Origin of the sequence: Bradyrhizobium sp. AC87j1 (assembly GCF_002936975.1) — a bacterium.
In the GTDB taxonomy this organism is placed as follows: domain Bacteria; phylum Pseudomonadota; class Alphaproteobacteria; order Rhizobiales; family Xanthobacteraceae; genus Bradyrhizobium; species Bradyrhizobium shewense.
Genome location: NZ_PTFE01000023.1, coordinates 23,015 through 40,576 on the forward strand (window position 1 = coordinate 23,015; position 17,562 = coordinate 40,576).

The window sequence follows — 17,562 nt, forward strand, 5'->3', positions numbered from 1 at the left end:
AGGAGCCCGCGACAAATTGCGCAGCAATTTTGCGCTGGCGACGAAGCAGTCCAGACTGTTGCCGCGGAGAAGGTCTGGATTGCTTCGCTTCGCTCGCAATGACGGTGGAAAAGCCAGAGCGAGATAACCATGACCTTTGACCACGACATCAAGGCGAGCGTCCGGACCATCCCCGACTATCCCAAGCCGGGGATCATGTTCCGCGACATCACGACCCTGCTCGCGGACGCGCGCGCCTTCCGCCGCGCGGTCGACGAGCTCGTCAACCCCTGGGCCGGCAACAAGATCGACAAGGTCGCCGGCATGGAGGCGAGGGGCTTCATCATCGGCGGTGCGGTGGCGCACCAGCTCTCGGCCGGCTTCGTGCCGATCCGCAAGAAGGGCAAGCTGCCGCACACCACCGTGCGCATCGCCTATTCGCTCGAATACGGCATCGACGAGATGGAGATGCATGTCGACGCCATCCAGCCCGGCGAGCGCGTCATCCTGGTCGACGACCTCATCGCCACCGGCGGCACCGCGGAAGGCGCGGTGAAGCTGCTGCGCCAGATCGGCGCCAACGTCGTCGCCGCCTGCTTCATCATCGATCTGCCCGAGCTCGGCGGCGCAGCCAAGCTGCGCGCCATGGACGTGCCGGTGCGCACGCTGATGACGTTCGAGGGGCATTGAGAGGTCGCCGCGATCTTCAGATCGCCTCGGCCTTCAGTTCATCCCGCCAATGCATCAGGCGCTCCTTCAGGAGCGCGTTCCTGACATAGGCGGTTTCCTCATCCTCCAGGCGCTCGCATTCGCCAAAGGTCAGGCCGGCCTCGCCATGCGCATTCCAGGCAGCCTGAAGGCTGCGGCAGGTATGGCTGCCCTGGCGCAGCGAGAACCAGATGCGGTTCCGGATCGTCTCCAGGTTCGGCGCCTGGCCGACCCAGGCCTCGCTCGAGACCGCGCAACGCACGACGAAGATGCCCGCGACGGTCTTTCGCTCCTTGTAGGCGGCGATCGCTGCTTTCCGGTCGATGCTCACGGTGACGGGCCTTGCTGAGGGGGATACCGATGTCCGCCTCAATAAGGCTGCTCCAGCCCGCAGTCAATATTATCCGGGTGAAATTATCTAGGATCGTTGAAGGATCAGGCTGAGCTCGAGCTCGCGGAACGCAAAGTAGTTCCGCCGGGTCCATTGGTGCAGCTCGGTCGAGGCGTCCTTTTCCTGGCGCAGATAGCCGGTGAAGGAGAAGTTCAGCCGGTCGACATAAGTCTTGAGGAAGCCGGGCAACGCGGGCAGGCGGAACAGGCGGCCGCCGGCCATCGCGGCCGGCAGCTCGCCGCGCACGACATATTCGTTGTCCACGGTGATCAGGTTCATCCGCGGGATCTGCCCGCGCAGCATCTCGTGGGCGCGGGCCGAGGCGCGGTCGGTGTCGGCGACGAACAGGATCTGTGGTGCGACGTGGCGGCGCGCGGCCTCCTTCAAGAGGCCGATCTCGTCGGTCATCTTGAAGAACTCGTCGAAGGCGTGGAAGCCGAGGTCGATCACCTTGGCCGTGCCGTCATCGACGATGACGCGGTCCATCAGCTGCATCTTGCCGTAGGTGTCGATCACGTCGGCGGTCTCCGTGATCTTTGGCAGGTAGTCGAGCAGCGACGGTTCCTTCAGATTGACGTCGAAGGCCGCGACATTGCCGTTCTTGAGCAGCAGAAATTCGGCAAGCAGCCGCGCCAGCAGTGTCTTGCCGACCTGCGGGCGGGGCGAGCAGATGATGTAGACGGGCGTTGCGGGCATCGGCAGCTATATCAGTCGAACCTGGCGACCAATCCAGCCGTATCAGCCCTGCTTGCGCAACTATTTTTCGCTGTTGCGGGTCGCGGGTTTCGAGCCGACGATGTCGGTCAGCCGGATCCGGTCGAACTCGCTCCAGACATTCGCCAGCCAGTGCCGGACATAGCCGCGCAGCACGAACGAATAATTCGCGGCCTCGTCGCTGATTCCCTTGTTGGCGACGAATTTCAGGAACGGGACGGAGGACACTTCGACCTGCTCATAGGCCATTTCGTTGAGCTTGGGGATGGTCAGCTCGGTCGCGTCCTTGATGCGGTGGAAGTAGGAATTGTAGGTCGCCTGGTCCCATTGGAAGAACTGGGTGTCGTTGATGAAGTTCTTCACCAGGAAATATTTTGCGCCGGTCATGAAGCCGGCGGTCTCGGCGATCTCCTCCAGCGAGGCGATCGAGGGTCCGAGGATGTGGAACACCGCGAAAGTGATCTGGCCGGCCTTGGCGGCGTCGAGGAAGCCGATGTCGCGCAGCGAAGCCAGCGCAGGCGAGAGCAGGCCGGCGCGAACGTCGATCACGGTCACCGACGGGCTCACCGCGTTGAGCGTGTCGAAGATCTTCATCTGGTCCGATGTCGTCGTCATGTCGACGATCTCGGTGATGTCGGGGTGGAAGCGCTTCAGGGTTCCGCGCGGCGATTCCGTGTCGAAGGCGCGCGTCGGCACGTTGTTGGCTGAGAAATAATCGAGCAAGGTGCGCGATACCGTGGTCTTGCCGACCCCGCCCTTGTCCGCGCCCACCACAACCACTGCCGGCTTTGCCATTGCTGTCCCCTAACGCGCGCCCCCGATCGCGAGGTCGCAATCGGCCGGGCCCCAAATCGATGTCCCAAGGATGCCCCAAGGATGTCCCAAGTCTGCTGTTGGGCGCGAACATGGCAGAAACAAGGGAGAATTCAATTCCTCGGCATGTCGATACGGCAATTCCCGAAGTTTTTCCCAATCGCGGCGAAACCCACCGCGCATGGCGGGACATCGCGTGCTTAATGACGGCCCCAAGGACCCATGAGATTGCCCGCGGGGTTGCTGCTCGCGGTACCGGAGGGGCCGGGTGCGGGTAGGGGCGGCGGAGCGGCCGGCCCACTCGCATCGTCCCACGGGCCATGACGCAGCGGCGGTGCGGCGTCCTGGTCAGCTTGCGCCTCGGGCTCGTCCGTTTCCTCGGTCGGCGGCAGCGGGCCCGGATCGTGGCCGCCGGCAAACTTGACCAGCGCGTCGACCCGGGACTGCACCGATGGGTGGGTCGCGAACAGATCGGCAAAGCCCTCGCGGGGATTGTCGACGCAGAGCTCCATCACGGCCGAGGTCGCGCCGGGCAGCTCGCCGCGATTCTCGATCTTGCGCAGCGCCGAGATCATCGCATCGGGGTCTTTCGTCAGCTCGACGGAGCCCGCGTCGGCGAGATATTCGCGCGAACGCGACAGTGCGAGCTTGACAACCTGGGACAGCAGCCAGGCCACCACGATCAGCACGATCGCGATGATGATCACGATTACCGCGCCGCCGCCGGAACTCTTGTTGTCGCTCGATGATGAGGACGACCGCGACGACGAGGAGGAGCCCGAGGACCATGAGCCGCCGGAGCCGGAGCTCCAATTGAAATTGGTGAACAGGCGGAAGAACAATTCGCCGAAGAAGCCGACCACGCCGGCGATGATGACGGCGACCACCATCAGCTGCACGTCGCCGTTCTTGATGTGGGTCAGCTCGTGGCCCAGCACCGCCTCGATCTCCTTGTCGTTCAGCGCGTTGAGGAGACCCGTGGTGACGGTGATCGAATATTGTCGCCGATTGAGCCCGGTCGCGAACGCGTTCAGCGCCGGGCTCTCCATGATCTTCAGCCTCGGCATGGTGATGCCGCGCGAGATGCAGAGGTTTTCCAGCAGATTGTAGAGCCGCGGCTCCTCCTGCCTCGTGACGTCGTGGCCGCCGGTCACCGCGTCGATCATCGACTGGTGGAAGAAATAGGCGATCACGACCCAGGCCGCCGCTACGATCGTCGCAACCGGTGCGGCCACGATCAGATCGTGGAGGGCGCGCCTCAGGTAATAGACGACGGTCTCATTGCCGTTGATGACGACTTCGGCGACCAACGCGCCAGCATAGACCAGCACGTAGACCAGCATGAACAGGCCGGCGAGCAGCAGCATCGAACGAAGCTTGTTCGAGGCGATGTGCGTGTAGAGACCATACGCGGCCATGACGCGGGTGCCCTGCCGGCCTATCGGCTCAAGATCAGAACTTCACCTGCGGCGCGGCCTCGACCTCGGTGCGGCTGGCGCCGAGATCGAAGAAGTCCTTCCTGGTGAAGCCGAACATGCCGGCGAACAAAGCGGCGGGCAGCTGCTGGATGCCGGTGTTGTATTCCTGGACCGCGTTGTTGAAGAAGCGGCGGCTCGCCGCGATCTTGTTCTCGAGGTCGGAAAGCTCGGATGCGAGTTGCTGGAAATTGGCGTTGGCCTTGAGGTCGGGATAGGCCTCCGACAGCGCGATCAGCCGGCCGAGCGCGCCGGACAGTTGGTTCTCGGCCGCGGAGACCTGCGCCGGCCCCTGCGCCGACATCGCCGAATTGCGTGCCTTGATGACGTCGTCGAGCGTGCCGCGCTCATGCGAGGCGTAGCCCTTCACCGTCTCGACCAGGTTCGGGATCAGGTCGTGGCGCTGCTTGAGCTGCACGTCGATATCGGCAAAAGCCTGGCCGACGCGCTGGCTCAGCGCCACCAGGCGGTTGTAGGCGCTGAAGGCGAACAGCGCGAGGACGACGATGACGCCGAGAACGATCCAGCCGGTCGACATGGAGAACTCCTGAAGGGGGGAAGAAGCAGGGCGCTAGGGTAGACCAAATCGGCGCGAAACGAGAGCCCGGCGCAGAGGGGAGGTAAGACTTGGTCGAATGAGGAGCCGCCCGAGTTCAAGGCGAAAGTCCGGAACGAGGTTAACTTTCGGACAGAATGGCGTCGCCCCAGCGCCAACGCCGGGCACTTGCATAGGCGGTCTTGTCGCGCCGCGGGACTTTCGTCAGCGCGACGCCGTCCTCGGTGCAGAGCTTCGCCGTGATCTCGGCCTTACCGACATCCGGCGGCGCCAGCACGCGCGCAGCACGCGTTGCGGGCGGCTTGCGAGTCAGCGCGACGTAAATAAAACGTTCGTCCTCGAACGGCACGTCGGCGCCCTTGATCTGGCGGTGGGCCTGCGAGCGCGGCAGGCGCTGGCTGAAATGGCACCAGTCGGGGGCGGTGAGCGGGCAGGGCCTTTCGTGCGGGCACGGCGCGGAGACAAAGGCGCCCAGCGCGATCAGCTGCTGGCGCAGGGCGAGGATGCGCGCGTAGCCCGCGGGCGTGCCGGGCTCGATCACGACCAGCGCGTGGCGCGCTTTCGCCCACATCGCTTCCGCGAGCTTGCGTTGATCGGCCTCGCTCAATTCGCCGATGACGTAGCTCGCGACGACGAGATCGGCTTCGGAAACTTCGACGAGATTCGCGCCTGCATCGCCCGGCAAATAACGGCACTCCGCCAATCGCGAGCTGTCGCGCGCCAGCTCGAGCGCGAGCCGGCTGAGCGTGGCGTTGGCGTCGAGCAGGGTGAAATCCTGTAGCGAGGGAAAGGCTTCCGCAGCGGCCCAGCTCGCGGTGCCCGGGCCTGCGCCGACGTCGAGCAATGTTTCCAGGGCGAGATCGGGCGCAATCTCGGTGAGCGCATTGAGGCTGGCGGCCACGGCCGCGTAGGTCGCCGGCATTCGCGCGAGCGCATAGGCGAGCGCATCGGCGTCCGACTTGATCGTGCCGGAGCCGCCGCCGGCGCGATAGGCGGTCGAGATTTTCTGCGACCGTTGTGCAGCGTCGGTGCGGGAGAAGCCCTGCAGCTTGCCGTCGAGGGCGGCCTTGAGTTCAGGAGGGAGCGTGGGCGAGATCATCATCAACCTCACGTCATTCCGGGTTCTCGCTTCGCGAGCCCCGGAATGACGCCAAGGATATCACGCCACGTTCTGGTCGAGAATGTCCACCGCCTCTGACAGGCTGACCGACACCAGCTGCGAGACGCCGCGCTCGGCCATCGTGACGCCGAACAGGCGGTTCATCCGCGCCATCGTGATCGGATTGTGCGTGATGATGATGAAGCGCGTGTCGGTCGAGCCGGTCATCTCGTGCAGCAGGTTGCAGTACCGTTCGACGTTGTGGTCGTCGAGCGGCGCGTCGACTTCGTCCAGCACGCAGATCGGCGAAGGGTTGGTCAAGAACACCGCGAAGATCAACGCCATCGCGGTCAGCGCCTGCTCACCGCCCGAGAGCAGCGACAGCGTCTGCGGCTTCTTGCCGGGCGGCTTGGCAATGATTTCGAGGCCGGCTTCCAGCGGGTCGTCGCTCTCGATCAGGTGCAGCGCCGCTTCGCCGCCGCCGAACAGCTCGACGAACAGGCGCTTGAAGTGGTTGTTGACGACCTCGAACGAGGTCAGAAGCCGCTCGCGCGCCTCCTTGTTGAGGCTCTGGATGCCCTGGCGCAGACGCTTGATGGCCTCGACGAGGTCGTCGCGCTCGGTGACCAGACCATTGTGCTGGGTCTCGACCTCGCGCAGCTCTTCCTCGGCGCGCAAATTGACGGCGCCGAGGCGCTCGCGGTCGCGGCGCATCTTTTCGAGGTCTTCCTCGATGTCGTGCAGCGGCGGCAGCTCTGCGCCGGGCTCGATCTCGGCGAGGCCGGCAACGGCCTGCGGCTCGACTTCCAGCATGTCGCGGATCTCGCGCTCGATGTCCTCGAGCCGGCGCCGCGCGCCTTCCATGCGCTCCTCGGCGCGGGCGGTGGCCTCGCGGGAGCTGGAGAGTGCCTCCAAGGTCAGCTTGGCAACGCGATCGGTCTCGGCCATCGCGGTCTCGGCGGTCGCAAGCGCGTCGGCGGCCATGCGGCGATCGTTCTCGGCGTATTCGATCTCGGTGATCAGCGCGCTGCGCTTTTCGGCGAACACTTGCGGCGCGTTTTCGAGCTCGCTGCGCTCGATCGTGAGCTCGGCGATACGGGCCTGGATGGTGTCGATGTGGGAAGCCGCGCTCTCCTTGCGGTTCTGCCACTCGGTGCGTTCGGCCAGGATTGCCTGCACGCGGCGGTCGGCGAGCTCGGCCTCGCGCGCCAGCGCCTGCGCCTCGGCGCGGACCTGGGCGGCCATGCGGCGATGGCCTTCGATGTCGCTGCGGACCGCGGCGAGACGGGTCTCGGTGTCCTCGCTCGACGGCAGCTCGGAGATGCCGGCTTCGGCATATTCATACGCAGCTTCGGCCTCGGCGCGGTCGGCGGCGAGACGGCTGTGCGCTTCCGACAGTGTCGCCTTGCGCGCGGCGTGACGGCTGATCTCGCGCTCGGCGGTGGCATGGCGCTCACGCGCGACGTTGAGCTCGCGCTGCGCGGCGCGCCAGGCTTCGCGGCTGGCGCCTTCCGTGCTGGCCGCCATCTGCAGCTCGGACTCGGCATTCTCCAGCGCCTGGCGCTTGATCTGCGCGTCGATGCGGGCCTGCTCCAGCTCGTTCTCGATGTCGACGAGACGGGCGCGCTCGGCAAGGCGCCGCGCGGCACCGGTCGGCGCATGCGCCGCGGCAACAAAACCGTCCCAGCGCCAGACGTCGCCCTCGGGCGAAACCAGCCGCTGGCCGGTCTTGAGCTGCGAGACCAGCTCGGCACCGCGCTCGCGCGGCACCACACCGATCTGGGCCAGACGGCGTGTCAGCTCGGCCGGCGCCTGCACATGATTGGCGAGCGGCACGGCGCCTTCGGGCAGCTCTGGATCGCCGTCGGCCTGTCCGACATTGGTCCAGCGCATCGGCGCCGACGGGTCGATCGGGGCATCGAGGTCGTCGCCGAGCGCGGCGCCGATCGCCTTTTCAAAGCCCTTGTCGACGGTGATGCCGTCGATGATCGGCGGCCACAGATTCTTGGTCTCCCCGTTGAGGATCTTGGAGATCGTGCGCGCCTCGGTTTCGAGCCGCTGCGCGCGCTTGTCGGCCTCGACCAGCGGTGAGCGCGAGGATTCCAGCGTCTGGCGCGCCGCGACGTGGGCGGCTTCGCTCGCTTGCGCTGCGGCTTCCGAGGCGGCCAGCGTCTGCTCCGCGGTTTCGACCGTCGCGGTCAGTTCGTCGAGATCGCCGAAGCCGCCGGTCTCGGCGGCAAGCTTCTGCTCTTCCGCAGCGACGTTCCCGATCTCCTGGTCGAGCCGGGCGAGCTTGTCGCGGTGGGTGCGGACGTTGGCCTCGAGCTGATTGCGCTTGGCGGTGAGGTCGGCGAGCGCAGTGGTGAGCTCGGCGAACTGCTGCTCGGTTTCGGTCAGCACCGCCTCGGCTTCGCCGACGCGCTCGTCGACGCCGGAGCGCTTCTCGACGCGCGACTTGATCTCTTCCTTCAGTTCGGAATCTTCGGTGTCGAGCCGCTGCAGCGCGACGTCGGCGTCCATGGTCTGCTGCTGGGCGCGCGAGATATCGCCTTCGAACTGGGCGAGACGACGCTCGAGCTCGGCGACGCGCTCCTTGGCGCGCTCCTCCTCGCGGTCGAGCAGCTCGCGAGCATTGGTCAGGCGCTGCAAGCCTGCGGCGGCGCGCGCCTCGGCATCGCGCAGCGCCGGCATTTCGGCGGCGCGGATCGCCTGGATGCGGGCGGCTTCGGCCTGGTGCTGGGTGCGCTCGGCCATCTCGCGCACCGCGAGATCATGAGTCTGGCCGGATTCGTTGACGTCGGCATGGGCGCCGATCCAGCGCAGGTGGAACAGCGTGGCTTCGGCCTTGCGGACCTTGGCCGCGACCTCGCGGTAGCGCACGGCTTGGCGGGCCTGCTTCTTCAGGCCTTCCATTTGTCCTGCGAGCTGGCCGATCACGTCCTCGACGCGGGTGAGATTGGTTTCGGCCGCCTTCAGCCGCAGCTCGGCCTCGTGGCGGCGGGCGTGCAGACCGGCGACGCCGGCAGCGTCTTCCAGCACGCGACGGCGCTGCTCGGGCTTGGCCTGGATGATCTCGCCGATCTTGCCTTGGTGGACGAGAGCCGGCGAACGCGCGCCGGTGGCGGCATCCGCAAACAGGATCTGCACGTCGCGGGCGCGCACGTCGCGGCCGTTGATGCGATAGACCGACCCCGCCTCGCGCTCGATGCGGCGGGAGATTTCGAGCAACTGGCTGTCGTTCATCGCCGCCGGCGCGGTGCGATCGGCATTGTCGATCGTCATCGTCACTTCGGCGTGGTTGCGCGCGGGACGGTTGCCGGAGCCTGCGAAGATCACCGCGTCCATGTCGGCGGCGCGCAGCGACTTGTACGAGGTCTCACCCATCGCCCAGCGCAGCGCTTCGACGAGATTCGACTTGCCGCAGCCGTTGGGTCCGACCACGCCGGTCAGGCCGGGCTCGATGACGAAGTCCGTGGCCTCAACGAAGGACTTGAAGCCGTGAAGGCGCAGCCGGGTGATTTTCATAAGCACGCATCTCTGTTGGCAGGCGCGAATCCCCCCTGCCGGGACAATACCATGGAAGGCAATGTCGTTATCCGGGCGAGTCGCGCGAGGCGCCTCATGCGGCTGGACAATGGCCGCGGTGCGCCGCGAGGGCAACCGGCGAAAGCCGCTTTTCCCAAGGGATTTATGCCGGGAAAGATACGGCTTTCGAGATGCGAATCAGAATTGGGGCGTGCGAATCAGCTCTTCAACAGCGGATTGATCTTCTTGGCGAATTCCTCGAACGAGGCCTCGCCCTTGATCTTCTCGCCGTTGATGAAGAAGGTCGGCGTCGAATCCACCTTCAGAACGTCGCTGGCATATTTCTGGTCGGCGGCGATCTTGTCGAGCAGCGCCTGGTCCTTCAGGCAGGCTTCGACCTGCTGCTGGGTGAGACCGGCCTGCTTGCCGATCCGCGTCAGGGTCTCGGTGGTGTTCTTCACCACCCAGTCGTTCTGCTGCCGGAACAGCATGTCGGTGACGGCGAAGTATTTCGGCCCATCACCATTGGCGATGCAGCGCGACAGCATCGAGCCGGCGGCGGCTTTGATGTCGAGCGGGAACTCGCGGAAGATGTACTTCACCTTGCCGGTGTCGATGTATTCCTTCTTGATCTTCGGGAACACCTGCTCGTTGAAGGCGGCGCAGTGCGGGCAGGTCATCGAGGCGTATTCGGTGATGGTGACGGCGGCATCGTTGGGCCCGAGCGCCATGTCGGGCAGCGACACGGGCTTGGCGACGTCGGCAGCCGACTGCGCCATGGCGTCGGAGATGAGCCGCAGCGGCGAGAACCCGGCGACCGCGGCAAGCCCGGTCAGCGACAGCATCGTGGTGAAGGCGCGGCGGGTGATGATCAAGGTCGGCTCCCGAATTGGCAAAAATGTCGCCCCAGGGTCTATGAAGTTCCCGCCCGGGCGGCCTGTCGCTAGCTTGAAACGTAGCTTGAGGCAATGGCGAGCGGTAGAGACGGGTCCAGATTGACCGAAAAATTAGGCTCAATTTCGCTTGATGGCAGCCCCCAGCCGCGCCAGCGCCGTCTTCAGTTGTTCATCTTCGATGTCACCAAGGCTCTCCGCCACCTTGGCCACCGATTTGGGATCGCGCGTGCCGACCGCGCTCCAGCCGAAGAAGCGGTTGACGCGCTCCAGGATCACGTCGGCGGAATGCTGGATCTCCAGCGCCATCGGCCCCTCGACCCGCAGCACCAGGGTCGCCGACTCCTGCGGCTGGCCCTCCACCGGGCGCGGCCATTGCATCTTCAGCGGCTCGGCATGGGCCGCGATCTCGGGACCTGCAATCTGCGCCCACCGCGTCACCAACTCGCGTGCCGCAAAGCCCTGCTTGGCATAGGCCTCGGCAAAGACGTCGTTGAGCAGGATGCCCAGCGGCTTGGCGCTGATGGGACCGGGTTTGGGAGGGAATTTGGACATGGGTCCTTATAGCACCGTGCGCGACGTGACAGGAACTGCCGCCGTCATGGCCGGGCTTTGTCCCGGCCATCCACGTCTCGCCACGAAGAAAGACGTGGATGCCCGCGACAAGCGCGGGCATGACGTGGAGAGATTGAGGTCGGACCGCTACAGTGGGAGCATGAGCCCTAAATCCGCGCTGAAGGCGAAATCGGAACCCAGTCAGGCGGAGACCTCGTCGCGCCCGGTGGCGTTGCTCGCTTGGTACGACCGCCACCGGCGCAGGTTGCCGTGGCGGGCCGCGCCCGGCGAGACGTCGGACCCATACCTCGTCTGGCTGTCGGAGATCATGCTGCAGCAGACCACGGTGAAGGCGGTCGGGCCCTATTTCGAAAAATTCGTCGCGCGCTGGCCGGATGTCACTGCGCTCGGACGGGCCTCGCAGGATGACGTGCTGCGGATGTGGGCCGGGCTCGGCTATTACTCGCGCGCGCGTAACCTGTACGTCTGCGCGGTCGCGGTGACGCGCGAGCATGGCGGCATCTTTCCCGACACCGAGGAGGGGCTGCGTGCGCTACCGGGCATCGGGCCGTACACGGCGGCGGCGATCGCGGCGATCGCCTTCGATCGCCACACCATGCCGGTCGACGGCAATATCGAGCGCGTGGTGTCGCGGCTCTTTGCAGTTGAAGATGAACTCCCGCAGGCGAAACCTCTGATCCAGCAACTGGCGGCGACGCTGCTTGCAAACTCCCGCGCCGGCGACAGCGCGCAGGCGCTGATGGATCTCGGCGCCTCGATCTGTACGCCGAAAAAGCCGGCCTGCTCGCTGTGTCCGCTGAACGAGGATTGCACGGCGCGGCTCCAAGGCACGCAGGAGACCTTTCCGCGCAAGGCGCCGAAGAAGAGCGGAACGCTGCGGCGCGGAGCGGCCTTCGTCGTCACACGCGGCGAGGAGCTGCTGGTCCGCAGCCGGCCCGAAAAGGGCCTGCTCGGCGGCATGACCGAAGTGCCCGGCTCGGACTGGCTCGCCGGCCAGGACGAGGCGGCGGCGAAGCTGCAGGCGCCGGCGCTGAAGGGGCTGTCGCGCTGGCACCGCAAAATGGGCGTCGTCACCCACGTCTTCACGCATTTTCCGCTGGAGCTGGTTGTCTACACGGCGAAGGCCGAAGCCCGCACCCGCGCGCCCGAGGGCATGCGCTGGGTGCCGGTCGCCACCCTTGCGGACGAGGCGCTGCCCAATGTCATGCGCAAGGTCATTGCGCACGCGCTCAACCTTTCAGCGGGCTCGTCCTCCTGACAGCACGCTGGCAGCAGCGCTACGCTATCGGGGTGCGAAACGGAGGCTGCAAATGGTCAAGACCGCGCTCGACAATTTTCCAAGGCCACCCTGTGCGGAGCTGTTGGGATGGCGCCTGCTCGATGCCCGCCCCGAGGAGGGCTGGATCAAGCTCGGCTTCGAGGGCAAGCCGGAATTCTGCAATCCGGCCGGCTTCATCCAGGGCGGCATGCTCTCGGCCATGCTCGACGACACCATGGGCCCGGCGGTGCTGGTGATGAGCGAGGGCCGGCTCTATACCACCACCATCAGCATGACCGTGAATTTCCTCAGCCCCGCCAAGCCCGGTCCGATCATCGGGGAGGCGAAGGTGACGCAGCTCGGCAAGACGATTGCGTTCGTCGAGGCCAAGCTGATGGCGGAGAACGGCACGGTGCTGGCAACGGCTAGCGCGACCGAGCGGTTGCTGGAAGCGGCAAGGGTGGTGCGGTAGTCGTTACCGTCGGGGCCGTGTCGCGGAGTGCTGCGCGCAAGGCTTATACAGCGCCTGAAGTGCTTTGCCGCGCAGCAAGATGAGTTGCGGCCTCAACCCGCCGCGCGCCGCGATCCAACGCTGCACCGGCGCGGGATACATGGAGTATAGGTAATTGGTGGCGTCAGGGTCGGTGATCGTCCTTCCCTTCCGACCGAAATCCCAAGCAGCGTGGAAGCCGAGAGCGGCCTTCGAGGTCACACAGATTTTGTCAGCGCCAACTGCACCGAGAACGATGGTGCACGATGAGGCACAAAGTCCATCGATGATGACGGTCTCTCCGGAAGTGCGCAGGCGTTCATATCTGTCAACATAGGTGTCGATTAGCCCGCCACGATCGCCGGCGATCCGTATCGCCGCATGACTTACGTGTATTTCGGCCAGCAAGATAGCCGCCGCAAGCAACCCCGCCCGGAACTTCATGATCGCAGCCTCGGTTATTCGCGTCTATCGAATGGACAAATTTCTCTCGCATCCAAGGATGTGGCTTAGATCGAAGCGCACCAGCGGGCGGTTGCGGCCGCTCATGGTCTTCAGCCTCGGCCTGAAAGCGCTGGACCATTCCGGGTCTTTGAAACAGACAGGCGTTGATCTAGGTCAATTGGACATGCAGGGCGCGCCAAATGATGGGGCAAGTGCCTGTCCCGTTGACGGCATCACCCTGCGGATGGAACCGGCACTCCAATGACGGGAGGACGCCCATGTTTCGATATGCTCTGGTTGGCTTGGCCGCAGCCGTTCTTGTCGGCGCAAGCCTTGTTCCCGATGACGCACTCGCCCGCGGCGGCCGCGGAGGAGGTGGCGCCTATCGGGGAGGGGGATTTCATGGAGGAGGCGCGCACTACAGAGGCGGTGCCGTTCACGCTGGTCGCTACGGCCGCGCTCACGTCTCCCGGCCGATAGCAGGGTACCCCGTAGCACGTACTGCGGCGCGTAGAGGCGTCTACCGGGGAGCCGCATACGGAGCCGCGGCAGTAGGAGTCGGAGCGGCGGCGGCAGGTGCATACGGCTACTACAACAACCGTTGCTACGATGCCTACGGCAACTGGGTGTGTTCCGGACAGTATGGTTATTGATGGGCCGTGACGGACGCGGGGCGGTTGGACAACTCTTACCGCCCCGCCTTCAGGCGCTCGCGCGCTTCGCATCTCCACTGACGATCGGCGGCTTCGCGTTCAGCGCCTCGACCTGGAAGCCCGCAACGCGCTTGTAGTTGGCGGCGATGTCTTCCAGTTCCTTCTGCGACAGCACGTCGGTGACGACCTCAAAGCCGTCGGGCGCGCGCTCCTCGACCAGTTGCATGACCTGCTCGGGTCCGTTCTTGCGGTTGAGCAGGACGAGGTCGGTGGTCGCGGGCCGGCGCTCGGCCTCATAGGCGAGCAGCGCCGCGGTCGTCGGTCCATGCGCGAGAATCTCGCGGGTGATGGTGCGGGCATCGAGGATGGCCTGCGAGGCGCCGTTCGAGCCGATCGGGTACATCGGATGCGCGGCATCGCCCATCAGCGTGACCTTGCCGAAGGTCCATTGCGAGACCGGATCGCGGTCGACCAGCGGATATTCATAGGCGTGCGGGCAGTTCTTGATCAGGCCGGGCACGTCGAGCCAGTCGAACTGCCAGCTCTCGAACCAGGGCAGAAACTCTTCCAGCCGCGCGGTGCGATTATAGTCCTCGCGCCGCCATTGATAGGTCGGCGGCATGTGGCGCTCGGCGACCCAATTGATCAGATGATTGCCCGCGGCGTCCGGCGCCTTGCTGATCGGATAGCAGACGAATTTGAGGATCTCGTGACCGGCCATGATCATGGTGCGGCCAGTCAGGAAGGCCTTGGAAGGCGTGACGCCGCGCCAGAGGATGCGGCCGTTCCAGATCGGCGGACCTTCATTGGGATAGAGCTTTTCGCGTGCGGCGGAATGAATGCCGTCGGCGGCGATCAGGATCGCGCCGTCGTAACTCCCGGCGGCCTTGCCGGTCGCCCGATCGATGAAGTCAGCGCGCACGCCGTCTGCCGTCTCGCTCCAGCCGGTCAGATGGTGGCTGGTGAGGATGTTGTCACGGCCGAGCCGCTCGATCGCGGTGTCGAGCAGGAGCTGTTGCAGCGTGCCGCGATGGATCGAGAATTGCGGCCATTTGTAGCCGGCCTCCAGCCCGCGCGGCTCGCTCCAGATCGGCTTGCCATGCTTGGAGAAATAGGCGAGCTCGCGCGTCCGCACCCCGCTGGCGTCCAGTCTGTCCATCAGCCCGAGCTCGATCAGCTCGCGCACTGCATGCGGCAGCACGTTGATGCCGACGCCGAGCGGCTTCAGTTCCGCGACGCTCTCGAACACTTTTACGGGAACGCCGATCTGGTGCAGGCTGAGCGCAAGCGTCAGCCCGCCGATGCCGCCACCGGCGATGAGTACGGTCATGACAAAATCCCCTCCGATTGACGGCGTCTTCGCACGGCCGGGCGGCCGTGGGCAACTGCGAAGAGGTCCCCTATGGACGGGGCGGCGGAGGGCCGTTAACCTCGGGCTTTCCCATGAGGTCCGACATGCTCAAGCTCTACTACGCCACCGGCACCTGCGCGCTCGCCACCTACATCACCCTGGAGGAGGCCGGCGCCGACTACGCGGCTGAACGGCTGAGCTTCAAGGACAACCAGCAGAACAGCCCGGACTATCTCAAGATCAACCCGAAGGGCCGCGTGCCGGCGCTGGTGACCGATCGCGGCGTCCTCACCGAGACGCCGGCGATGCTGGCCTATCTCGCGCAGACCTTCCCCAAGGCGAAGCTCGCGCCGCTCGATGATCCCTTCGACTTCGCCCAGGTACAGTCGTTCAACTCCTACCTCTGCTCGACCGTGCACATCAATCATGCCCACAAGATGCGCGGTCCGCGCTGGGCGACGCAGGAGAGCTCGTTCGCCGATATGAAGGCGATGGTCCCGAAGACCATGGCCGCCTGCTTTGCCCTGATCGAGCAGAAGATGTTTCGGGGGCCCTGGGTGATGGGCGATCAGTTCACGATCTGCGATCCGTATCTCTACACGCTCTCGACCTGGCTCGAAGGCGACAGCGTCGACATCAACGCAACCCCGAAGATCGCCGACCATTTCAAGCGCATGTCTGACAGGCCCGCCGTGCGCAAGGTGATGGACGCGCAGAAGGCGTGACAAATACGCGGTGTCGTCCCGGGCAAGCGCAAGGGCAGACCCGGGACCCATACCGCGGAATCTATCGATTGCGATCGGTAGCAATCCCGAACGACCAGTCTTCGCCAAACCGCATCCTGTGGTTATGGGTCCCGGATCGGCGCTCCGCTTCGCTGCGCTTGTCCGGGACGACACCGTGTTTGGTGAAGCAGCATCCTACCCAGCCTTCCGCTTCTCCAATTCCCGCCCCGTCTCCAGCATCAGTCGGCGCAGCCAGATCGAGCCGGGGTCCATCTGCGCGCGGGTCGGGTAGAACATGAACTGCTCGTCGATCCCGGGGTCGAGCGGCGGGGTCACCGCGACGAGGCCGAGCTGTTTCGACAGTGCTGCGATCAGCCGGCGTGGCACGAAGGCGACGAGATCGGTGCGGGCGGCGACGTGCAGCGCTTCGAGATAGCCTGACACGACCAGCGAGATGTGCCGCTCGATGCCCTTGGCGCGCAGCCAGGTGTCGATCAGATCCTCGTTGCTGCCACGGATGATCACGCCGACATGGCGAGCGGCCAGGAACGTCTCGCGCCGCTTCAGCTTCGCGGCCAAGGGGTGGCCGCGCCGCACCGCCAGCGCGTCGCTGTCGACGTAGAGCAGCTGGCGGTGAAAGCCCTTGAAGGCGTTGCCGATCGAGATCACGAGGTCGATGGTGCGGGCGAACTCGGCGTGGAAGATCGCCGATCCCCGCCATGGCACGATGTCGATGCGGACGTTGGGCGCGGCCCGCGTCACCTTCTCCATCAGCGGCGGCATCAGCAGCTCGACTGCGAGATCCGGCATCATCAGGCGGAATTGCCGCTCGCTGCGTGCGGCATCGAAGTCATCGGGCACGAACAGGCCGCGCACCTGATCGAGCGCCTGCGCCAGCGGCGCGCGCAAGGCCTGCGCCCGCGGCGTCAGCTCCATCCGTGCACCGGTGCGCACCAGCAGCGGATCGCCAAGTATGTCGCGCAGGCGCTGCAGTGCGTGGCTGGCCGCCGGCTGCGACAGGCCCATTCGAAGCGCGGCGCGGCTGACACTGGCCTCGCGCAGCAGGGCGTCGAGCGCGGTCAGCAGGTTGAGGTCAAGCGAGTTCAAATTCATCAGGCGAATAGATATCATATTCTCTATCGATTTGAAGAATTCTGATGCTGCGGCGATGATCTCCGCGTTCCCACCAAACGGAGATGCCGCCATGAACGCGAGCGCCAACAAGAAACTGATGCAGGATATTTTCGCCGCCGCCGCCAATCCAGATCCGGCCGCGCGCGATCGCGCCCTGTTCGCTGCAAGCCTTGCCGAAGATGCCAAATGGGTCGTGACCGGCCAGTATTCCTGGTCGCGCACCTTCTCAGGCAAGGAGTCGATCCTCAACGATCTGCACGGCTATGTGCGCACCCGCCTGCGCGACCGCACGCGCACGGTCGCGCACCGCTTCATCGCCGACGGCGATGTGGTCGTCGTGGAGGCCAAGGGCGTCAACGTCACGCCCGAAGGCGTGCGCTACGACAATGACTATTGCCTGGTGTTTCGTCTCGAGGACGGCAAGATCAAGGAGATCCGCGAGTACTGCGACTCGATCCTGACCGAGCGGGCGCTCGGTTCTTTTCCCCAAGGGGGCGTCAGAGCCGCGGGCTGACTGACTTGAGCGTGATCTGGTCCGCCCGCCGGCGCCGTCCGTCACGGTTGGCGATGGTCGCGTCGGTATGGCAAAGACTGGCGGAGATCGTTCGTATCAGGCGCGAGCGGTCTTCGGCGCGCCGTCAGCTCGTGGCGATGAGCGAGCGGGAGCTTCTGGACTGCGGGATGTCTCGTTCGGAGATTGAGTACGAGCTGAAGAAGCCCTTCCGGCGGAAATGAAAACAGAGAGAGAATGGGAGGGATTCGGGCGGCAATTGCAGCA

19 protein-coding genes are annotated in these 17,562 nt (G+C 65.3%); 7 read left to right on the forward strand and 12 right to left on the reverse strand.

Annotation, left to right across the window (positions count from 1 at the left end; translation table 11 throughout):
* Positions 1-129: 129 nt before the first annotated feature.
* The gene (locus CV770_RS14530) at positions 130-669 is read left to right on the forward strand and encodes an adenine phosphoribosyltransferase (RefSeq protein ID WP_018323310.1); all 540 of its coding nucleotides are present in this window, start codon (positions 130-132) and stop codon (positions 667-669) included.
* Between the two features lie 16 nt (positions 670-685).
* On the opposite strand, the gene CV770_RS14535 is transcribed toward CV770_RS14530, so the two are convergent.
* The 9 genes from CV770_RS14535 to CV770_RS14575 form a co-directional block, all read right to left on the reverse strand.
* Positions 686-1,018 carry a GIY-YIG nuclease family protein gene (locus tag CV770_RS14535; RefSeq protein ID WP_104462823.1) on the reverse strand — a complete coding sequence of 111 codons (333 nt, stop codon included), beginning with the start codon at positions 1,016-1,018 and terminating at the stop codon, positions 686-688.
* Positions 1,019-1,105: 87 nt separating this feature from the next.
* Entirely contained in the window at positions 1,106-1,774 is a 669-nt protein-coding gene (locus tag CV770_RS14540; protein ID WP_104462824.1) for a P-loop NTPase family protein, read from the reverse strand.
* Positions 1,775-1,834: 60 nt separating this feature from the next.
* Complete coding sequence (locus tag CV770_RS14545; RefSeq protein WP_038972150.1) at positions 1,835-2,587, reverse strand: P-loop NTPase family protein; 753 nt, start codon at positions 2,585-2,587, stop codon at positions 1,835-1,837.
* Positions 2,588-2,805: 218 nt separating this feature from the next.
* The gene (locus tag CV770_RS14550) at positions 2,806-4,023 is read right to left on the reverse strand and encodes a M48 family metallopeptidase (protein ID WP_104462825.1); all 1,218 of its coding nucleotides are present in this window, start codon (positions 4,021-4,023) and stop codon (positions 2,806-2,808) included.
* A gap of 34 nt (positions 4,024-4,057) precedes the next feature.
* A complete protein-coding gene (locus tag CV770_RS14555) occupies positions 4,058-4,618 on the reverse strand; it encodes a LemA family protein (RefSeq protein ID WP_018323315.1) in 561 nt (186 codons plus the stop codon).
* Positions 4,619-4,757: 139 nt separating this feature from the next.
* Positions 4,758-5,738: a small ribosomal subunit Rsm22 family protein gene (locus tag CV770_RS14560; RefSeq protein WP_201759852.1), complete on the reverse strand. Its 981-nt coding sequence runs from the start codon at positions 5,736-5,738 to the stop codon at positions 4,758-4,760.
* A gap of 57 nt (positions 5,739-5,795) precedes the next feature.
* On the reverse strand, positions 5,796-9,260 hold the full coding sequence (gene smc, locus CV770_RS14565) for a chromosome segregation protein SMC (RefSeq protein ID WP_104462827.1): 3,465 nt from the start codon (positions 9,258-9,260) through the stop codon (positions 5,796-5,798).
* Positions 9,261-9,478: 218 nt separating this feature from the next.
* Positions 9,479-10,135: a DsbA family protein gene (locus CV770_RS14570; protein WP_091956077.1), complete on the reverse strand. Its 657-nt coding sequence runs from the start codon at positions 10,133-10,135 to the stop codon at positions 9,479-9,481.
* 138 nt (positions 10,136-10,273) lie between these two features.
* Positions 10,274-10,708, reverse strand: coding sequence for a DUF721 domain-containing protein (locus CV770_RS14575; RefSeq protein ID WP_104462828.1), 435 nt, complete (start codon positions 10,706-10,708; stop codon positions 10,274-10,276).
* A gap of 160 nt (positions 10,709-10,868) precedes the next feature.
* Between CV770_RS14575 and mutY the strand changes: the two genes are divergently transcribed.
* Together mutY and CV770_RS14585 are read left to right on the forward strand one after the other, a co-directional pair.
* Complete coding sequence (mutY, locus tag CV770_RS14580; RefSeq protein ID WP_104462829.1) at positions 10,869-11,987, forward strand: A/G-specific adenine glycosylase; 1,119 nt, start codon at positions 10,869-10,871, stop codon at positions 11,985-11,987.
* A gap of 52 nt (positions 11,988-12,039) precedes the next feature.
* Complete coding sequence (locus CV770_RS14585) at positions 12,040-12,459, forward strand: PaaI family thioesterase (RefSeq protein ID WP_104462830.1); 420 nt, start codon at positions 12,040-12,042, stop codon at positions 12,457-12,459.
* Positions 12,460-12,462: 3 nt separating this feature from the next.
* Here the strand turns inward: CV770_RS14585 and CV770_RS14590 are convergent, their stop codons facing one another.
* Positions 12,463-12,921: a hypothetical protein gene (locus CV770_RS14590; protein ID WP_104462831.1), complete on the reverse strand. Its 459-nt coding sequence runs from the start codon at positions 12,919-12,921 to the stop codon at positions 12,463-12,465.
* On the opposite strand from CV770_RS14590, the gene CV770_RS14595 reads away from it, so the two are divergent.
* Complete coding sequence (locus CV770_RS14595) at positions 12,920-13,186, forward strand: hypothetical protein (RefSeq protein ID WP_146101288.1); 267 nt, start codon at positions 12,920-12,922, stop codon at positions 13,184-13,186. The genes CV770_RS14590 and CV770_RS14595 overlap by 2 nt on opposite strands.
* 437 nt (positions 13,187-13,623) lie before the next feature.
* Here CV770_RS14595 and CV770_RS14605 read toward each other — a convergent pair whose 3' ends face one another.
* Positions 13,624-14,904 (reverse strand): flavin-dependent oxidoreductase, encoded by a 1,281-nt coding sequence (locus tag CV770_RS14605; RefSeq protein ID WP_104462833.1) that lies wholly within the window; start codon positions 14,902-14,904, stop codon positions 13,624-13,626.
* 125 nt (positions 14,905-15,029) lie between these two features.
* On the opposite strand from CV770_RS14605, the gene CV770_RS14610 reads away from it, so the two are divergent.
* Positions 15,030-15,650 (forward strand): glutathione S-transferase family protein, encoded by a 621-nt coding sequence (locus tag CV770_RS14610; protein WP_091956347.1) that lies wholly within the window; start codon positions 15,030-15,032, stop codon positions 15,648-15,650.
* A 195-nt stretch (positions 15,651-15,845) separates the two neighbouring features.
* Here the strand turns inward: CV770_RS14610 and CV770_RS14620 are convergent, their stop codons facing one another.
* On the reverse strand, positions 15,846-16,763 hold the full coding sequence (locus tag CV770_RS14620; RefSeq protein ID WP_018323327.1) for a LysR family transcriptional regulator: 918 nt from the start codon (positions 16,761-16,763) through the stop codon (positions 15,846-15,848).
* Between the two features lie 91 nt (positions 16,764-16,854).
* Here CV770_RS14620 and CV770_RS14625 point away from each other — a divergent pair, with 91 nt between their 5' ends.
* The gene (locus CV770_RS14625; protein ID WP_201759853.1) at positions 16,855-17,298 is read left to right on the forward strand and encodes a nuclear transport factor 2 family protein; all 444 of its coding nucleotides are present in this window, start codon (positions 16,855-16,857) and stop codon (positions 17,296-17,298) included.
* 53 nt (positions 17,299-17,351) lie between these two features.
* Entirely contained in the window at positions 17,352-17,519 is a 168-nt protein-coding gene (locus CV770_RS14630; RefSeq protein ID WP_104462835.1) for a DUF1127 domain-containing protein, read from the forward strand.
* The last annotated feature ends 43 nt before the right edge of the window (positions 17,520-17,562 follow it).